The 14,442-nt window shown below is 65.3% G+C and carries 19 protein-coding genes; 6 read left to right on the top strand and 13 right to left on the bottom strand.

Annotated elements, in window-relative coordinates; translation table 11 throughout:
• Positions 1-36 precede the first annotated feature (36 nt).
• Positions 37-174 carry a hypothetical protein gene (locus ACWPM1_RS06495; protein ID WP_455694021.1) on the top strand — a complete coding sequence of 46 codons (138 nt, stop codon included), beginning with the start codon at positions 37-39 and terminating at the stop codon, positions 172-174.
• A 332-nt stretch (positions 175-506) separates the two neighbouring features.
• Positions 507-1,280: a hypothetical protein gene (locus tag ACWPM1_RS06490; protein ID WP_455694020.1), complete on the top strand. Its 774-nt coding sequence runs from the start codon at positions 507-509 to the stop codon at positions 1,278-1,280.
• 8 nt (positions 1,281-1,288) lie between these two features.
• Here the strand turns inward: ACWPM1_RS06490 and ACWPM1_RS06485 are convergent, their stop codons facing one another.
• From ACWPM1_RS06485 to rpmF, 6 genes are all read right to left on the bottom strand, one after another.
• Positions 1,289-1,927, bottom strand: a complete 639-nt coding sequence (locus ACWPM1_RS06485) for a glutathione S-transferase family protein (protein ID WP_455694019.1) — start codon at positions 1,925-1,927, stop codon at positions 1,289-1,291.
• Between the two features lie 13 nt (positions 1,928-1,940).
• Complete coding sequence (locus tag ACWPM1_RS06480; RefSeq protein ID WP_455694018.1) at positions 1,941-2,345, bottom strand: MerR family transcriptional regulator; 405 nt, start codon at positions 2,343-2,345, stop codon at positions 1,941-1,943.
• Positions 2,346-2,358: 13 nt separating this feature from the next.
• Entirely contained in the window at positions 2,359-2,658 is a 300-nt protein-coding gene (locus ACWPM1_RS06475) for an integration host factor subunit alpha (RefSeq protein WP_455694017.1), read from the bottom strand.
• Between the two features lie 114 nt (positions 2,659-2,772).
• Positions 2,773-3,738, bottom strand: coding sequence for a beta-ketoacyl-ACP synthase III (locus tag ACWPM1_RS06470; RefSeq protein ID WP_455694016.1), 966 nt, complete (start codon positions 3,736-3,738; stop codon positions 2,773-2,775).
• Positions 3,735-4,790: a phosphate acyltransferase PlsX gene (gene plsX / locus ACWPM1_RS06465; RefSeq protein ID WP_455694015.1), complete on the bottom strand. Its 1,056-nt coding sequence runs from the start codon at positions 4,788-4,790 to the stop codon at positions 3,735-3,737. The genes ACWPM1_RS06470 and plsX overlap by 4 nt, the downstream gene beginning before the upstream one ends.
• A gap of 24 nt (positions 4,791-4,814) precedes the next feature.
• Entirely contained in the window at positions 4,815-4,994 is a 180-nt protein-coding gene (gene rpmF / locus ACWPM1_RS06460; protein ID WP_455694014.1) for a 50S ribosomal protein L32, read from the bottom strand.
• Positions 4,995-5,201: 207 nt separating this feature from the next.
• On the opposite strand from rpmF, the gene ACWPM1_RS06455 reads away from it, so the two are divergent.
• Positions 5,202-5,594, top strand: a complete 393-nt coding sequence (locus tag ACWPM1_RS06455; protein WP_455694013.1) for an MAPEG family protein — start codon at positions 5,202-5,204, stop codon at positions 5,592-5,594.
• A gap of 10 nt (positions 5,595-5,604) precedes the next feature.
• Here the strand turns inward: ACWPM1_RS06455 and ACWPM1_RS06450 are convergent, their stop codons facing one another.
• Together ACWPM1_RS06450 and ACWPM1_RS06445 are read right to left on the bottom strand one after the other, a co-directional pair.
• Positions 5,605-6,060, bottom strand: a complete 456-nt coding sequence (locus tag ACWPM1_RS06450) for a GNAT family N-acetyltransferase (protein WP_455694012.1) — start codon at positions 6,058-6,060, stop codon at positions 5,605-5,607.
• A gap of 15 nt (positions 6,061-6,075) precedes the next feature.
• On the bottom strand, positions 6,076-6,717 hold the full coding sequence (locus tag ACWPM1_RS06445) for an MBL fold metallo-hydrolase (protein WP_455695134.1): 642 nt from the start codon (positions 6,715-6,717) through the stop codon (positions 6,076-6,078).
• A gap of 130 nt (positions 6,718-6,847) precedes the next feature.
• On the opposite strand from ACWPM1_RS06445, the gene ACWPM1_RS06440 reads away from it, so the two are divergent.
• Complete coding sequence (locus ACWPM1_RS06440) at positions 6,848-7,459, top strand: J domain-containing protein (protein WP_455694011.1); 612 nt, start codon at positions 6,848-6,850, stop codon at positions 7,457-7,459.
• On the opposite strand, the gene ACWPM1_RS06435 is transcribed toward ACWPM1_RS06440, so the two are convergent.
• Positions 7,456-8,103 (bottom strand): S24 family peptidase, encoded by a 648-nt coding sequence (locus ACWPM1_RS06435; RefSeq protein WP_455694010.1) that lies wholly within the window; start codon positions 8,101-8,103, stop codon positions 7,456-7,458. The genes ACWPM1_RS06440 and ACWPM1_RS06435 overlap by 4 nt on opposite strands.
• Before the next feature lie 102 nt (positions 8,104-8,205).
• On the opposite strand from ACWPM1_RS06435, the gene ACWPM1_RS06430 reads away from it, so the two are divergent.
• Complete coding sequence (locus ACWPM1_RS06430; RefSeq protein WP_455694009.1) at positions 8,206-8,394, top strand: hypothetical protein; 189 nt, start codon at positions 8,206-8,208, stop codon at positions 8,392-8,394.
• Positions 8,395-8,491: 97 nt separating this feature from the next.
• Positions 8,492-8,734, top strand: a complete 243-nt coding sequence (locus ACWPM1_RS06425) for a hypothetical protein (protein ID WP_455694008.1) — start codon at positions 8,492-8,494, stop codon at positions 8,732-8,734.
• A gap of 40 nt (positions 8,735-8,774) precedes the next feature.
• Here the strand turns inward: ACWPM1_RS06425 and ACWPM1_RS06420 are convergent, their stop codons facing one another.
• From ACWPM1_RS06420 to cysS, 4 genes are all read right to left on the bottom strand, one after another.
• Positions 8,775-10,220: an aldehyde dehydrogenase family protein gene (locus ACWPM1_RS06420; RefSeq protein ID WP_455694007.1), complete on the bottom strand. Its 1,446-nt coding sequence runs from the start codon at positions 10,218-10,220 to the stop codon at positions 8,775-8,777.
• Between the two features lie 123 nt (positions 10,221-10,343).
• Positions 10,344-12,002, bottom strand: coding sequence for an acetolactate synthase large subunit (locus ACWPM1_RS06415; protein WP_455694006.1), 1,659 nt, complete (start codon positions 12,000-12,002; stop codon positions 10,344-10,346).
• A 60-nt stretch (positions 12,003-12,062) separates the two neighbouring features.
• On the bottom strand, positions 12,063-12,998 hold the full coding sequence (locus ACWPM1_RS06410) for a D-2-hydroxyacid dehydrogenase (RefSeq protein WP_455694005.1): 936 nt from the start codon (positions 12,996-12,998) through the stop codon (positions 12,063-12,065).
• Positions 12,995-14,425 (bottom strand): cysteine--tRNA ligase, encoded by a 1,431-nt coding sequence (cysS, locus tag ACWPM1_RS06405; protein WP_455694004.1) that lies wholly within the window; start codon positions 14,423-14,425, stop codon positions 12,995-12,997. The genes ACWPM1_RS06410 and cysS overlap by 4 nt, the downstream gene beginning before the upstream one ends.
• Positions 14,426-14,442 lie beyond the last annotated feature (17 nt).

Genomic DNA, 14,442 nt, shown 5'->3' with positions numbered 1-14,442 from the left:
GCCCGGTTCAACTCTCGCAGACTCGAGGAGATTGAAATGGCACAAAAAGGTGCAGGCGGAAATGCGGGTGCAGTGACGGCCAAAGGTGGCGACGGCGCGGCCGGCAGCACCGGCACCGGCCGTGGCGGCGGCAACAATGGCCGCGGATCGCAGTCGGCATCGAAGAAGAGATGACCCGGCAAGAGCGGACAGAAGGCCGGTTGAACGCCTCACGGCCGTTAAACCTGCCACTAGCGCGGCGGGAAACGACCCTCGCCCACTTGCGGAAGCTTCGCCTTAGACGCTAAGCGCTCTGGACAATTTCAGGGACGCCGGCTTAGCGCCGGACAAGAGGGTCGGTCACTTTGCCGCGCAAAATCGTTCTTTCGCTGAGTGCTGCAGCTTGCTGCGCGTTGGTTACCGCCTGTTTCGGTGGCGGGGAGTCGGATACGCCCGCCCCCACTCCGACGCCTACCGGCACCCCCACTCCCTCGCCCTCCCCGACGCCGACTCCCACGCCGACTCCGGTGGCGTTTGGGTTCGACGCTCCGTTCAGCGATTCGATCACCGGCGCATCGTACGTCTACGCCTACTTCCGCCCTACCAGCGGGGGCGCCGAAGTGTGGAGCGACGGCTCGCGGCGCGACGGAACGAGCACCATCAACTATGCTGTCTCGCCCGAGAGCGTGACCTTCACCTGGCCCGACACCGCGGCGCTGCGGACGTTCGTTGCCGCCGACCGGCAGACGGCGACCGCCACGTCGCGCTCCTATCGCAACGGCACCGATGCGCTGCTCATGGAACTGCCGTTTCAGCACGTGCTGATGGTATCGTACGAACGCCAGGATCCTTTCACCCGCGAGAGCGTGCCGGGGACCTTGCGCAGCACGCGGGTCACTCTGTTCTTCAACGAAGTGACGACCAGCGCTGCGATCACCACAGACCTCAGCTATTCCGGCACGGCCAAGGTCGTCGGAGGCAAGCCGGGCACCACACCCCCGGGCGTATTCACTGCGGAACTGTCGACTTTTACCGTCGCGGCCAGCGACAAGAAGATCACCGGCACCATTCGCATCTTCGAGAACGTGAATGGCACTCAGACGCTGCGGGCGGTCCTGCCGATCTCCGGCACCGTGGCGGCTAACAACGCCTTCTCCGGAAACATCGATGACACGGCGAACGGGTTCAAGGGCACTTTCGCCGGGGTCCTAGCCGGGCCTTCGCGCGAAGAGATCGTCATCCTGTTCAACGTGGCGCACACCGACGGGCGTGAATTCGTCGGTTCGCTGATCGGGACCTGACGGCCAGCTTATCGCCCAGCGCCGGCTTCGGAAAACTGGGCCAGCTGCTCTGCATGGGCTGCGATGAAGGCCGGCCGACCCGTGACCCGGGCCACATAGGCCTCGCTCGCCGGCCGCACGCCTCGTGCCCGGACGTCGGGTAGACGCAGGACATCCGCCATCAACAGGTCAGCGACTGTGAATCGGTCGTCGACGAGCCATTCACGCTGGGCGAGCACTGCCTCGAGCTGTGCAAGTCGCTTATCCACCCAGGGTGCCAGAGGGTTCTCGCGGTCGCTGGACAGGCCCAAGAACCACCACGGCACCGCGACCATCTCGACCGAATGGAGTGCAGCGAACAGCCACTGGGCAGTCGCCGCCTCACCCGCCGGATCCCGTGGCATCAGCTTCTCGCTCCGGCGTGCGAGGTGCAGCAGACAGGCGCCACTCTCGAAGATCTCGAGTTCGCCATCGGTCAGGAAGGGAATTTGACCAAAAGGCTGGCGGTCGAGATGATTGGTCTCGCGGCCCTCGAAGGGGACGGTGCGGATCGTGTAAGGCAAACCGGCTTCCCGGCACGCCCAACGCAATCGCAGGTCGCGCACGAAGCCGCGCGGGCCCTCCGGCACCCAGTCGTAAGTCCAGATGACCATGTCGCTCACTGTCATGTCCCGGGGTCGGTCAGGCCTGGAGCGCGTCCGCCAGTCTTGCGCGGATCGCGCGAAGCTTGTCGAGCGTCTCCTGGGGGACGGCCGGAGAGGCTCCGCCCTCGCCCGGCGATCCACCGCTAATCTCCTTCGCCGTCTCCTGCCGAACAGGGCGGTCTCCGGGGCCGAACTCCTTGAGAGCCGCTTTGGCACCGCGCAGGGTATAGCCCTCGCGGTTCACTAGTCGATCGATCTCCCGCACCAGCGCGATGTCTTCCGAGCGGTAGTAGCGCCGGCCACCGCTGCGCTTCAGCGGCTGCAACATCGGGAACTGGCCTTCCCAATAACGCAGCACATGCGCCTTGATCCCGAGCGCGTCGCCGACCTCGCCGATGGTGCGCAGCGCGCCTTCGTCCTTGCCGTCGTCGAAGCTCGCCACGATCGCTAGGTCCTCAATCCTTGGCCACCCGCTCCTTGAGCAGCTGGCTGGCGCGGAAGGTCATCACCCGCCGCGGCGTGATCGGCACCTCGACCCCGGTCTTGGGATTGCGGCCGATCCGCTCCTTCTTGTCACGCAGGACGAACGTCCCGAACCCGGAGATCTTCACGTTCTCGCCGCGCGACATGGCCTGGCACATATGGCGGAGGATCGCCTCGACCAGGTCGAGCGATTCCGCGCGGCTGAATCCCAGCTTGCGGTTGATGGTGTCCGCAAGGTCCGCCCGAGTGAGGGTACCTACTGAACGCATCATGGCGCCAGTTCTCCTGTCAATCTCGCGAACCCGTTTCAGCAACCTATGCTATGGAATTCTACGCGCTCCCGCAACAGCTTATGGCGGAAACTTGTCGATTATCGAGAATTGGGATTACATTCTCACGAGGCTGGCGCCCCAGGTGAAGCCGCCGCCCATCGCTTCGAACATCACCATGTCGCCCGGCTTGATCCGCCCGTCCCGAACGGCGGTATCGAACGCGAGCGGTACCGAGGCGGCGGAGGTGTTGGCATGGCGGTCGACAGTCACCACCACTTTTTCTGAAGGCAAGCCCAGCTTGCGCGCCGTTGCGTCGAGGATCCGCGCGTTGGCCTGATGCGGTACCACCCAGTCTATGTCCTCGGCGGTGAAACCCGTCTCCCTGAGCACGGTCTCGAGCACGGTGGCGAGGTTGACCACCGCGTGGCGGAACACCTCCTTGCCCTTCATCCGCAGCTTGCCGACGGTGCCGGTGGTCGAGGGACCGCCGTCGACATAAAGCAGTTCGTTGTGCGCGCCATCCGCATGGAGCTGGGTATAGATGATTCCCGGCCCGTCCTCGGCGACTTCGCGCGCCTCGAGCACGACCGCACCTGCGCCGTCGCCGAACAGCACGCAAGTCGTGCGGTCTTCCCAATCGAGAATGCGGCTGAAAGTCTCCGCGCCGATCACCAGCGCGCGTTGGGCCATGCCGGTACGCAGCATCGAGTCCGCTGTGGCGAGCGCGAACAAAAAGCCCGAGCATACCGCGGCGACGTCGAACGCGATGCCGCCGTGGCAACCGAGCAGGTCCTGCACTTTGGTCGCGGTGGCGGGAAATGTCTGATCGGGGGTCGCGGTCGCCAGCACGATGAGGCCGATATCGGCCGGGGCGACGCCCGCCGCGGCGAGCGCTCGCCGTGCAGCCTCGGCCGCCAGCGTCGCGGTCGTCTCGTCTTCGCCGGCGATGTGCCGGTTGCGAATGCCGGTACGCTCGACGATCCACTCGTCGGTGGTGTCGATCATCTTCGCGAGCTCGGAGTTCGGCACCGCGCGCTTCGGAAGGGCGGAGCCGCTTCCGGTGACGACCGATCGAATCACGCCGCCTTGCCTTCCGCGCCCGACTTCTTGCCCTTCCCGCCGATCTTGGCGAGGTCGGCGGTGATGCGCTGGGTAAGGTCGTCCTCAAGCAGCCGCGCGGCCACATCCACCGCGTTGGCGACGCCGGCCGCTGTGGCGCTGCCGTGGCTCTTCACGACGACCCCGTTGAGACCGAGGAATACCGCACCGTTATGGTTGTTCGGATCGAGGTGATGCCGCAGGAGCTCGGTCGCCGGGCGCGAGACGAGGAAGCCGAACTTCGAGCGCAGCGAACTGGTAAAGGCGTTGCGCAGAAGATCGGTCACGAACCGCGCGGTGCCTTCTATCGCCTTGAGTGCGATGTTACCCGAGAAACCGTCGGTCACGACCACGTCGCATGTGCCGCGATTGATCTTGTCCGCCTCGATGTAGCCATCGAAGCTGAGCGCGAGGCCTTTGGCAGCCTTGAGCTGCTGCGCGGCGGCCTGCAACTCGTCGGTGCCCTTGAGCTCCTCGGTGCCGATGTTGAGCAGTCGCACGCGCGGTTCCTCGCGGCCGGTAACGATACGCGAATAGGCCGCGCCCATGACCGCGAACTGGACGAGATTGCGGGCGTCGCACTCGGTATTGGCGCCGAGGTCGAGCATGATCACGTCGTTGTCGCCCAGGCTCGGGAGCAGCGCGGCAAGCGCCGGCCGGTCGATGCCGGGCATCGTGCGCAGGGCCAGCTTGCTCATCGCCATCAGCGCGCCGGTGTTGCCGGCACTCACCGCGGCGCCGGCATCGCCCGCTTTCACGGCGTTGACGGCGAGGCCCATGCTGGTCGTCTTCGCGCGGCGCAGCGCGGCGGTCGGCCTTTCCTCGCCGGTCACCACGCCTTCGCAGTGAAGGATCTCGGAAGCGCCGCGCAAGTTCGGGTGCGCTTCGAGCGCGGCCTTGATCCGCGGCTCATCGCCCACCAGCAGGAACTTGAACTTGTCGTGCCGCCGGCGGGCGAGCGCCGCGCCGGAGACCATCGTCTGCACGCCTTCGTCTCCGCCCATCGCATCAACGGCGATACGCGGGAGACTCATGGGCGTTACGATCCTAAACGGCCGTTAGAGGCCGACGGCGATGACTTCGCGGCCGTTGTAATGCCCGCAGGGCATGCACAGGTTGTGCGGCCGCTTGAGCTCACCGCAGTTCGAGCATTCGACGAACGCTTCTACCTTGAGCGCGTCGTGCGCACGGCGCATGCCCCGGCGGGAAGGCGAAGTCTTTCTTTTTGGGACAGCCATGTCGGCACCTGTTCCGTATCTAAATCAACGATATTGCGAGCGCCCTAGGCCAAGCCTCGATAGCGCACAACCCAAAGCGGGGCCGAAAGCGCGGCGAACGAGACCCAGCCGTGGCGGGAAGGCGCGCGCTATAGCGAAAATCGCGGGAGTTGCAACCCGCCGCAGCCCTGCTAGCCAGTCGGCTGAAATGCAGGGGAGAGTGGGCGAATGTTGCTTCCGGTAACTTTGTGCGCGGCGGCGGCCGCGGCGATCATCAATATCTGGCTAAGCCTGCGCGTAGGGCAGATGCGCATCAAGCATAAAGTATCGATCGGCGACGACGCCGGCGGCCCGCTGACCGCCCGGATGCGCGCGCAATTGAACTTCGTCGAGAACACCGCGTTCGTGCTGATCCTGATCGCAGCGATCGAGCTGTCCGGCAAAGGCGAACCGTGGCTCGCGTGGGTGGCGGCGATCTACATGCTCGGCCGCGTGGCGCACGGGCTAGGCATGGATGGCGGCGCGCTCGGAAAAGGACGCTCGATCGGTACGGCGATCACCATGCTGACCCAACTTGCGCTCGCGATCGCGGCAGTGCTCATCGCGCTCGGACAACTCTAGCCAGACTTACTTACAGCGGCAGGCGCATGGCCAGCGCGGGGCCGAAGCGAGTCTCTGCCTCACCCCTGAGATCAAACCCGTTTTCGGCGTAGAATTGTCGCGCGGTGGGGCTGGCTACCACCGTGATCGCGCGAGCCTGTTGGGCCCGGCCCCATTCGATCGCGTGCGCGATCAGCGCCGTGCCGACACCACGGCGCCACCACGCCGGATCAACGAACAGTCCATCGAGTTCGATCTCGCCCCCGTCTCGGAGCAGCAGAACAATGAAACCCGCCACCTCGGCGCCCGACACTGCAACGCGGACCCGCCCCGCCGCAATTTCCCCCTCAGCCAGTTCGATCGCGTCGGGGTGCTCCAGCAGAGCACCGCGATAGTCCTCGAGAGCCAACGAGGCGGTTCGCATCAGGGATTTGAGCAGATCCCGTTCATCGGAGCGCGCCCCGCGTATATGGATGCGCGAGTCCATCGCTAAACGCTTCCGTCAACTCAGCGCGTAGTCGCTGACGAAGGCGTTCGTCTGGCGTTCTCGGCCGAACGTGCTCGTCGGACCGTGGCCGGGGATGAAGGTGACGTCGTTGCCGAGCGGCCAGAGCTTCTGGGTGATCGCGTCGATCAGGTCCTGATGGTTGCCCATCGGGAAGTCGGTCCGCCCGATCGAGCCCTGGAACAGGACGTCGCCGACGATCGCGAACTGGCTAGGCCGGTGGAAAAACACCACGTGTCCTGGCGTATGGCCGGGGCAGTGGATCACCTCGAGCGTCAGTTCGCCGACGGAGACCGTGTCCCCGTCGGCCAGCCAGCGGTCCGGCTCGAACACCTCGGCGTGCATGCCGTACTTGCCCCCGTCCTCGTCGAGCCGGCTGATCCAGAAGCGGTCCGCTTCGTGCGGGCCTTCGATCTTGAGCCCCAGTTCCTTGGCCAGCATGCCCGTCTGCCCGCAGTGATCGAGGTGCCCGTGGGTCACCAGCAGCTTTTCGAGCGTCACGCCGGCCTTGGCGACGCCGGCCTTAAGCCGATCAAGATCGCCGCCGGGATCAACCAGCGCACCCTTCATCGTCCTGGTACACCAGATCAGCGAGCAGTTCTGCTGCAAAGGAGTCACCGGAATAATGGCCGCGCGCATCGGGGGTGTGGAAGTGTCCATGGCGACGAGGTGACGACGAAGGCGAATTATTGCAAGCCGGGGACATAGCTTGGCGGTAGGAAGCGCCTGCCCGCCGATGGTGGCACGGGCATCGAGATGGGGGCCATGAATGGACGGCGTTCGGGATCTAGTCGACTATTACGCCCTGCTGCGGGTCGATCCCGGGTGCACCGCCAGGACGCTCGAAGTGGCGTACCATTATTATGCCAAGCTCTATCACCCCGATAACCCGGACACGGCAGACGTCGACAAGTTCACAGGGGTGATCGAAGCCTACAAGGCGCTGCGAGATCCGCAGGAACGCGCCGAGTACGACCGCAAGCACCGGGAGGCTTTCGGCTCGGCTCCTTCTGCGGTCCCCTTCGAGAACGGCCAGCGGATCGACGAGCGCACCGCCCTCAACGATGCCGATATCCACACCCGGATCCTGCTCGGCCTCTACAAGCGGCGGCGCGAAAAGGCGACCGACGCGGGCATCGCCGGATGGCTGGTGCAAGAGACGCTCAATTGCACCGACGACGAATTCGATTTCCACATCTGGTATCTCAGGGCGAAGGGCTTCGTCGACATTACCGAGCAGGGAACCCTGGCCATCACCATCGCGGGGGTCGACCATGTGATCGCCTCATCGCAAGCCAGCGTGCGCGAGAAACTGCGGTTGGCGCACCTGGACGAGGCGGGCGCGCGGGTTTCCACTCCGCCGCCCGAAGCCGCCAACTAGATCCGCCCGCTCTTCCACACGACGCGGCCGACGATCTCCAACTCTCCCAACGGAACCTCGACCGCCGGGTAGGCTGCGTTCTGGCTGAGAAGCAGCGCGCGCCCCGCCCCCGCGGGTGCGAGACGCTTTACCATCAGCGCATCGCCCAGGCGCACCACATGCACGCCGTCGCGCAGCGCACGCTGGGCGCGGTCGACGAGAATCTCGTCGCCGTCGTGGAGCAGCGGCTCCATCGAATCGCCCTGCACGCGGATGGCAGAAAGCCGCGCGCCGGCGAGACCTTGTTCGCGCAACCAGGTGCGCGAGAAGCGAAATGAATCGAACGGCCGCTCATCGGCACCGAGTGCACCCGGCCCCGCCGCCGCGCCGAGCGGGAGCCGTGGCACATCGACCCAATCGCCCCGCGGGCGAGCGGCAGAAAATTCCTCTTCCGCGCCCAGCACCGATTCGCCGACCCCGAGGAACTGGGCCAGGATGCGCCGGTCGCGCTCTTCCAGCTTGCGCGGGCTGCCCTTGCGGATGAACTGCTGCAAGTAACTGGTATTGCGACCGATCATCTCCGATAACCCGGCAAGGCTCACCCCTTGCGCTTGCGCCAGATCGAGCAGGCGGCGGCGTGGTCCGGTTACGGAAGCGTCAATCATATTTCCTTCCTACGCGTAGGATTTTTCCTAGACAAGTAGGATTTCGCATGGTCGTCATGGACCTCGCCCGCACCAACGAGTCGAACCGGTCGAGAGAGTCGCATGCTGATTCGCACCATAGAGAAATTTCTTCGGGAAACCGAAATGCCCGCCACCAAGTTCGGCCGCCTCGCGGCGAACGATCCGCGCCTCGTGCTCGACTTACGGATGGGCCGCGAACCGCGCCCTGCGCTTAAATCGCGCGTGGAACATTTCATGAACACCTATCGGGAGATCGCACATGCCGGATAATTCGGGAGGTCCGCCCCGCCGCGCGGTCCGCAGTTCAGCTGAGCGGTTGCGCGAGGCGTTGTCCCGCCTGGCGGGCGGACAAGGCGAAATCTTGCGCATGTCCCAACGGGCATGGGCGAGCATCACCTTCGAGGGCGCCCGGCACACGATTGACATCGTTTTCCGCGGCGTTCCGGCGGTCGAAACCGGCGAAATATTCATCGCCGCCCTGCCCGACCACGAATTCGTCATTCCCGGCCAGCTCGTCGCCGAAGCGACGGTCACCGCAGTCGACCACCAGTTAGTGCCGGTGCCGAAGATGGCGGTGACGTGCGAACTGCTGCTGCTGAGGGATGCCTGATCTGGAGTTTTTGGTGTATACTTCGTGTAACCTTTGGCGCTTAGCCGGCGCTCTCGCGCCGGATCACCAGGTTCCGGATTTCGCTCATGTCTTCCATCGCGAAGCGTATGCCCTCACGCCCCAGGCCGGAGTCCTTGACCCCGCCGTAGGGCATGTTGTCCACGCGGTAGCTGGGCACGTCATTGACCACGATCCCGCCGACGTCGAGCATGTCCCAAGCCTCGAGCACCTTGTGGATGTCGCGCGTGAATATGCCGGCCTGGAGGCCGAACTTGCTGTCGTTGACGACGTTGAGCGCCTCGTTCCACTCGGTGAACCTGGCGAGGTTGGCGAGCGGGCCGAAGGCTTCCTCGCGGTTGGCCGAGCAGTTGTCCGGCACGCCTTCCAGCAGCGTGGCTTCGAGCATGTTGCCGGTCCGCTGGCCGCCGCACAGCAGCGTAGCGCCGCCCGAAACGGCCTCGTCGATCCAGCCCTTGAGGCGGGTGGCTTCCTTCTCGGAGATCATCGGGCCGATGAAGGTGTTGCGGTCGTGCGGGTTGCCAGCGACCAACGTCTTTGCCTTGGCCACAAGCATGTCGCGGAAGCGGTCGTAGATGTCGGCGTGGATGAGGATGCGCTGGACGCCGATGCAGCTCTGCCCGCTCTGGTAGAACGCGCCGAAGATCACCCGCTCGAGCGCGTGATCGAGGTCGGCGTCCTTGTCGACGATCACCGCCGCGTTGCCGCCGAGTTCGAGCACGACCTTCTTCTTGCCGGCCTTGGCCTTGAGGTCCCAGCCGACGCCCGGTGAGCCGGTGAAGCTGAGCAGCTTCAGCCGCTCGTCGGTGGTGAACAGGTCCGCGCCATCCCGGCTGGCGGGGAGGATCGAGAACGCCCCTTCGGGCAGCACGTCGCACTCGGCGAGCACCTCGCCCATGATGATCGCGCCGAGCGGCGTGAGGCTGGCGGGCTTCATCACGAACGGGCAGCCCATGGCGATCGCCGGGGCGATCTTGTGCGCCGCGAGGTTCAGCGGGAAGTTGAACGGCGAGATGAAGCTGCACGGCCCTATCGGCACTCGCTTCCACATCCCCATGTAGCCCTTGGCGCGGGGGCTGATGTCGAGCGGCTGAACCTCGCCGTAGTTGCGGGTCGCCTCCTCGCTGGCGATGCGAAAAGTGTCGATCAGCCGGGTAACCTCGCCCTCGGCGTCTTTGATCGGCTTTCCGGCTTCCACGCACAGCGCATGGGCGAGCTCGTCGAAGCGCTCCTGGAACCGCGCAACGCAGTGCTGCAGCACCTGCTGCTTCTCATAGCTCGCGAGCCGCGCCATCGGCTCCGCCGCGCGAACCGCGCCCGCGATCGCCTCGTCGATCACGTCGGGCGTGGCGAGCGCGGTGCGGAAGGCGACCTCGCCGGTGAACTTGTCGGTCACCGCCAGATCGATGTTCGGCTGCGCGGCCTTGTTGTTGAGGTAGAGCGGGTAGGTTTGCCTAAGTCGGACCATCGAAACCTCGATTCAAAAGAACCTCGTCATTCCCGCGAAAGCGGGAATCCATCTCCGAGGCTCGCACCCGGCGCAACCGGTCGGGAGCTGGATCCCCGCTTTCGCGGGGATGACGAAAAAGGGTCAAAGAGCCCGCGACAACTCCTTGATGTCCTTGTTCAATATCTGGTCGTTCTCGGCGTAGTCCACCGGGCAGTCGATCAGGTGCACTCCCGGCGTGTCGCGGCAGTGGGCGAGGACCTCGCGCAAGTGATCGCTGCTTTCGACCCGGTGCCCGGAAGCACCGTAGCTTTCGGCATACTTGACGAAGTCGGGGTTGCCGTACGTGAGGCCGAAGTCCTCGAAGCCCATGTTGGCCTGCTTCCAGCGGATCATACCGTAGGCGTCGTCACGCAGGATGAGCACCGTGAGATTGAGCCCGAGGCGGACCGAGGTCTCCATCTCCTGGCTGTTCATCATGAACCCGCCGTCGCCGCAGATCGCCATGACCTTGCGCTCGGGATAGAGCATCGCGCTCATCATCGCGCTCGGCAGGCCGGCGCCCATCGTCGCCAGCGCGTTGTCGAGCAGCACGGTGTTGGGGAGATACGCGGTATAGCCGCGGGCGAACCAGATCTTGTAGACCCCGTTGTCGAGGCAGATGATCCCGTCGCGGGGCATGCATTCACGGACCTGATGCACCAGGTGCGGCGGGAAGATCGGGAAGCGTGCATCGGCCGCGAGCTTGTCGGTGTGCTCCACCTCCGCCCGCCGGTACGCGAGCATGTGGTCGAAGTCCCACGAGCGGTTGGGGGTTATGTCTTCCTTGATCTGCCAGATGGCGTTGGCGATGTCGCCGATCACCTCGACCTGCGGGAAGTAGACCGGATCGACCTCGGCGGTGCGGGTCGAGACGTGGATGACCCGCGCCCCGCCGTTTTTCATGAAAAACGGCGGCTTCTCGATCACGTCATGGCCGACGTTGATGATGAGATCGGCGTCGTCCACCGCGCGGTGGACGAAGTCACCGGCCGAGAGCGCTGCGCAGCCGAGGAACTTGGGATGCCGCTCGTCGATCACGCCCTTGCCCATCTGGGTGGTGAGGAACGGGATGCCGGTTTTCTCGACGAACTGTTCGAGCATCCGCCCGCAAAGCTTGCGATTGGCACCTGCGCCGATGACCAGGACCGGAGCCTTCGCCTTTTCGATCGCCTCGACCGCCTGGCGCACCGCCTTGGGCTCGGCCGAGGGACGGCGCGCGATCGAACGCGCGATCGGCCGGGAGTCGGTTTTCTCCTCGGCGATGTCCTCGGGGAATTCGAGGTGCACCGCTCCGGGCTTCTCCTCCTCCGCCAGTCGGTAGGCCTCGCGCACACGGCTCGGTATGTTGTCGCCGGCTGCAAGCTGGTGGGTGTACTTGGTGATTGGCCCCATCATCGCGACCACATCAAGAATCTGGAACCGACCCTGCTTCGATTTCTTGATCGGCTTCTGGCCGGTGATCATCATCATCGGCATCCCGCCGAGCTGGGCATAGGCCGCGGCGGTGACGAAGTTGGTCGCCCCCGGACCCAGCGTGGCGATGCACACGCCGGTCTTGCCGGTGTGGCGACCGTAAGTCGCCGCCATGAAGCCGGCCCCCTGCTCGTGGCGGGTCAGGATCAGCTTGATCTGCTTCGAGCGGCTGAGCGAGTCGAGGAAGTCGAGGTTCTCTTCCCCAGGGACGCCGAAGATGTACTCGCACCCCTCCGCCTCGAGACATTCGATGAAGAGGTCCGATGCCTTCTGCTTGCCGTCGCTCATGCCCACTCCCCCCGGATCGGAAGCGGGAGACTTATCAAGCGTTAGCGGCGGAGTCTTGTATCAATAACCGCGCCGGGGATCGAAGATCGGCGCGAGGGGCTCGCCGGCGACGTAGCAACGGCAGTTCTCGACGAACCTGGCCGCCGAGCGCATGAACATCTTCGATTGCGCGCGGCCCGAGAGGTGCATGGTAATTTGCGCGTTATCGAAGCCCCATAGCGGGTGATCGGACGGCAGTGGCTCGGGCGTGGTCACGTCAAGCAGCGCACCGCCGATGGCCTTGGCTCCGAGCGCCGCGACTAGGGCCTCCTGATCGACCACCGCGCCGCGGGCGATGTTCACCAGCACCGCGCTGTCCTTCATCGCCGCGAGCTCGGCAGCGCCGATCATCGCGTCGGTCTCCGGGGTCGCTGGCACCGCGAGAATGACCCAGTCGAATGTGCCAAGCTGGTCGCGCCACTGATCGGGGCCGAGCGCCCCCTCGCCCGAGCGCCGGACCGGCACCACCTCGACATCGAACGCTTCGAGCCGGGTCTTGATCAGCCCCCCGATCGCTCCCATCCCAAGCAGCAGCGCCCGGCTGCCGGCCAGCTCGAGCTTGCCAGGCGAATCGAGCAGCCATTCGTGCCGGTCCTGCGCGCGAACGACGTCGCGATAGCCCTTGGCATGTGTCAGCATCAGCATGACAACGTACTCGGCGATGGTGATCGCGTTGATCCCCGCGCCATTGGTGATTGTGACCTCGCGCTCGATCAGCACGTCCATCGGCAGGAAATCGAGCCCGGCATAGATCGAGTTGAGCCACTTGAGCTTGCCGGCCGCGCGCACCGCCTCGATCATCGGCTCCTTCTTGTCGAGATCAAACCAGCCGATCTCGGCCTCGGGTGCGAGCGCCAGCAGTTCCTCTACCGATCCGTACCAGCGTGGCTCGATCTCAGGCGGCAGGTGCGGTTCGACGAGCGGGCGAACGAGGCCCGAGAGCACCGCGACGGTCATAGCTTCCACTCCCACCCCAGCGCATCGCCGTCCATTACCTCGACGCCCTTCGCGGCAAGCTCGTCGCGGATTGCGTCGGATGCGGCGAAGTCCTTGTCGGCGCGCGCCTGCTTGCGGCGGGCGATCAGGCGGTCGATCTCCGCCACCTCGATTGGCGCTTCGGCGGGGTCGAGGCGCAAGTCATGCCGGGTCAGCCCCAGTAAATTCAGTCCCAGCAGATCGTCGGCGGCGCGCACCAGCTGTATCCGCTTGGCGGCCGGCAGCTTCTTGTTGCCGAGCATCGCCTCGACCGCGGTTAGAACTTCGGGCGTGTTGAGGTCGTTCGAGATCGCCTCGTCGAACAGGCCGCGCTCCTCCTCGCTCAGCGGAAAGCTGCCCTCGGGCTGCTTGCTGTACGCCATAGCGGACTTAAGCTTGTCGACCGCCATCACCATCCGTTTGAGCCGCACCAGCGCCGCGCCCAGCCCTTCCCAGGTGAACTCCAGCTCGCTGCGGTAGTGCGCCTGCAGGCACAGCAGGCGATAGGCGAGCGGGTGGTAGCCCCGGTCGATCAGGGCCTGAAGGGTGAGGAACTCCCCAGTCGATTTCGACATCTTCCCCCGCCGGTCGACGAGGAAGTTGTTGTGCATCCAGATGCGCGCACCGCTGTCGGGCCCGCAGGCGTGCGCCTGGTTCTGGGCGATCTCGTTGGGGTGGTGGATCTCGCGGTGGTCGATCCCGCCGGTATGGATGTCGAACGGGTGGCCGAGCAGCTCGGCGCTCATTACCGAGCACTCGATGTGCCATCCTGGCGCGCCGCGGCCCCACGGCGAATCCCACTCCATCTGCCGGTTCTCGCCAGGCGGGGTGGTGCGCCAGATCGCGAAGTCGGCGGCGTGGCGCTTGCCCTCCACACTGTCGATTCGGCTCTCGCCTTCGTCGGTAGAAGCGCGCGCGAGCCGGCCGTACCCGGGCACGGTTGAGACGTCGAAATAGAGCCCGCTGTCGAGCCGGTAGCAGTGCTTCGCCTCGATCGCCTGTCCCCACGCGATCATCGCCTCGACGTATTCGGTGGCGCGCGGGTGGGCCAGTGGGCGGACGTTGAGCCGCTTAAGATCGCCCTCGAATACCTCCTGGTAATGCCGCGCGATGTCCCACGCCGACTTGCCCTGGCTGGCGGCCGCCTTCTCCATCTTGTCGTCGCCCGCATCGGCGTCGCTGGTCAGGTGGCCGACGTCGGTGATGTTGACCACGTGGGTCAGCCGAAAGCCCTTGTAGCTGAGGGCCCGCCCCAGCGTGTCGGCGAACACATAGGCGCGCATGTTGCCGACGTGCTGGTAATTGTAGACCGTCGGCCCGCACGAATAGACCCGCGCCTCGCCCGGGTGGATGGCCTCGAATGTCTCGAGGGTGCGGGTGAGCGAGTTGAACAGCTTGAGGTCGGTCATCGCGGGCGAGTTAGCCT

It is taken from the genome of Tsuneonella sp. HG249, assembly GCF_053819205.1.
This window is presented reverse-complemented; position numbering and strand designations above follow the sequence as displayed.

Coding starts and splice junctions, on each gene's coding strand:
- ACWPM1_RS06495 (WP_455694021.1), top strand. CDS start 37: ATGGCACAAAAAGGTGCAGGCGGAAATGCGGGTGCAGTGACGGCCAAA.
- ACWPM1_RS06485 (WP_455694019.1), bottom strand. CDS start 1,927: ATGACAGTGAGCGACATGGTCATCTGGACTTACGACTGGGTGCCGGAG.
- ACWPM1_RS06475 (WP_455694017.1), bottom strand. CDS start 2,658: ATGATGCGTTCAGTAGGTACCCTCACTCGGGCGGACCTTGCGGACACC.
- plsX (WP_455694015.1), bottom strand. CDS start 4,790: ATGAGTCTCCCGCGTATCGCCGTTGATGCGATGGGCGGAGACGAAGGC.
- rpmF (WP_455694014.1), bottom strand. CDS start 4,994: ATGGCTGTCCCAAAAAGAAAGACTTCGCCTTCCCGCCGGGGCATGCGC.
- ACWPM1_RS06455 (WP_455694013.1), top strand. CDS start 5,202: ATGTTGCTTCCGGTAACTTTGTGCGCGGCGGCGGCCGCGGCGATCATC.
- ACWPM1_RS06450 (WP_455694012.1), bottom strand. CDS start 6,060: ATGGACTCGCGCATCCATATACGCGGGGCGCGCTCCGATGAACGGGAT.
- ACWPM1_RS06445 (WP_455695134.1), bottom strand. CDS start 6,717: ATGCGCGCGGCCATTATTCCGGTGACTCCTTTGCAGCAGAACTGCTCG.
- ACWPM1_RS06440 (WP_455694011.1), top strand. CDS start 6,848: ATGGACGGCGTTCGGGATCTAGTCGACTATTACGCCCTGCTGCGGGTC.
- ACWPM1_RS06435 (WP_455694010.1), bottom strand. CDS start 8,103: ATGATTGACGCTTCCGTAACCGGACCACGCCGCCGCCTGCTCGATCTG.
- ACWPM1_RS06430 (WP_455694009.1), top strand. CDS start 8,206: ATGCTGATTCGCACCATAGAGAAATTTCTTCGGGAAACCGAAATGCCC.
- ACWPM1_RS06425 (WP_455694008.1), top strand. CDS start 8,492: ATGTCCCAACGGGCATGGGCGAGCATCACCTTCGAGGGCGCCCGGCAC.
- ACWPM1_RS06420 (WP_455694007.1), bottom strand. CDS start 10,220: ATGGTCCGACTTAGGCAAACCTACCCGCTCTACCTCAACAACAAGGCC.
- ACWPM1_RS06415 (WP_455694006.1), bottom strand. CDS start 12,002: ATGAGCGACGGCAAGCAGAAGGCATCGGACCTCTTCATCGAATGTCTC.
- ACWPM1_RS06410 (WP_455694005.1), bottom strand. CDS start 12,998: ATGACCGTCGCGGTGCTCTCGGGCCTCGTTCGCCCGCTCGTCGAACCG.
- cysS (WP_455694004.1), bottom strand. CDS start 14,425: ATGACCGACCTCAAGCTGTTCAACTCGCTCACCCGCACCCTCGAGACA.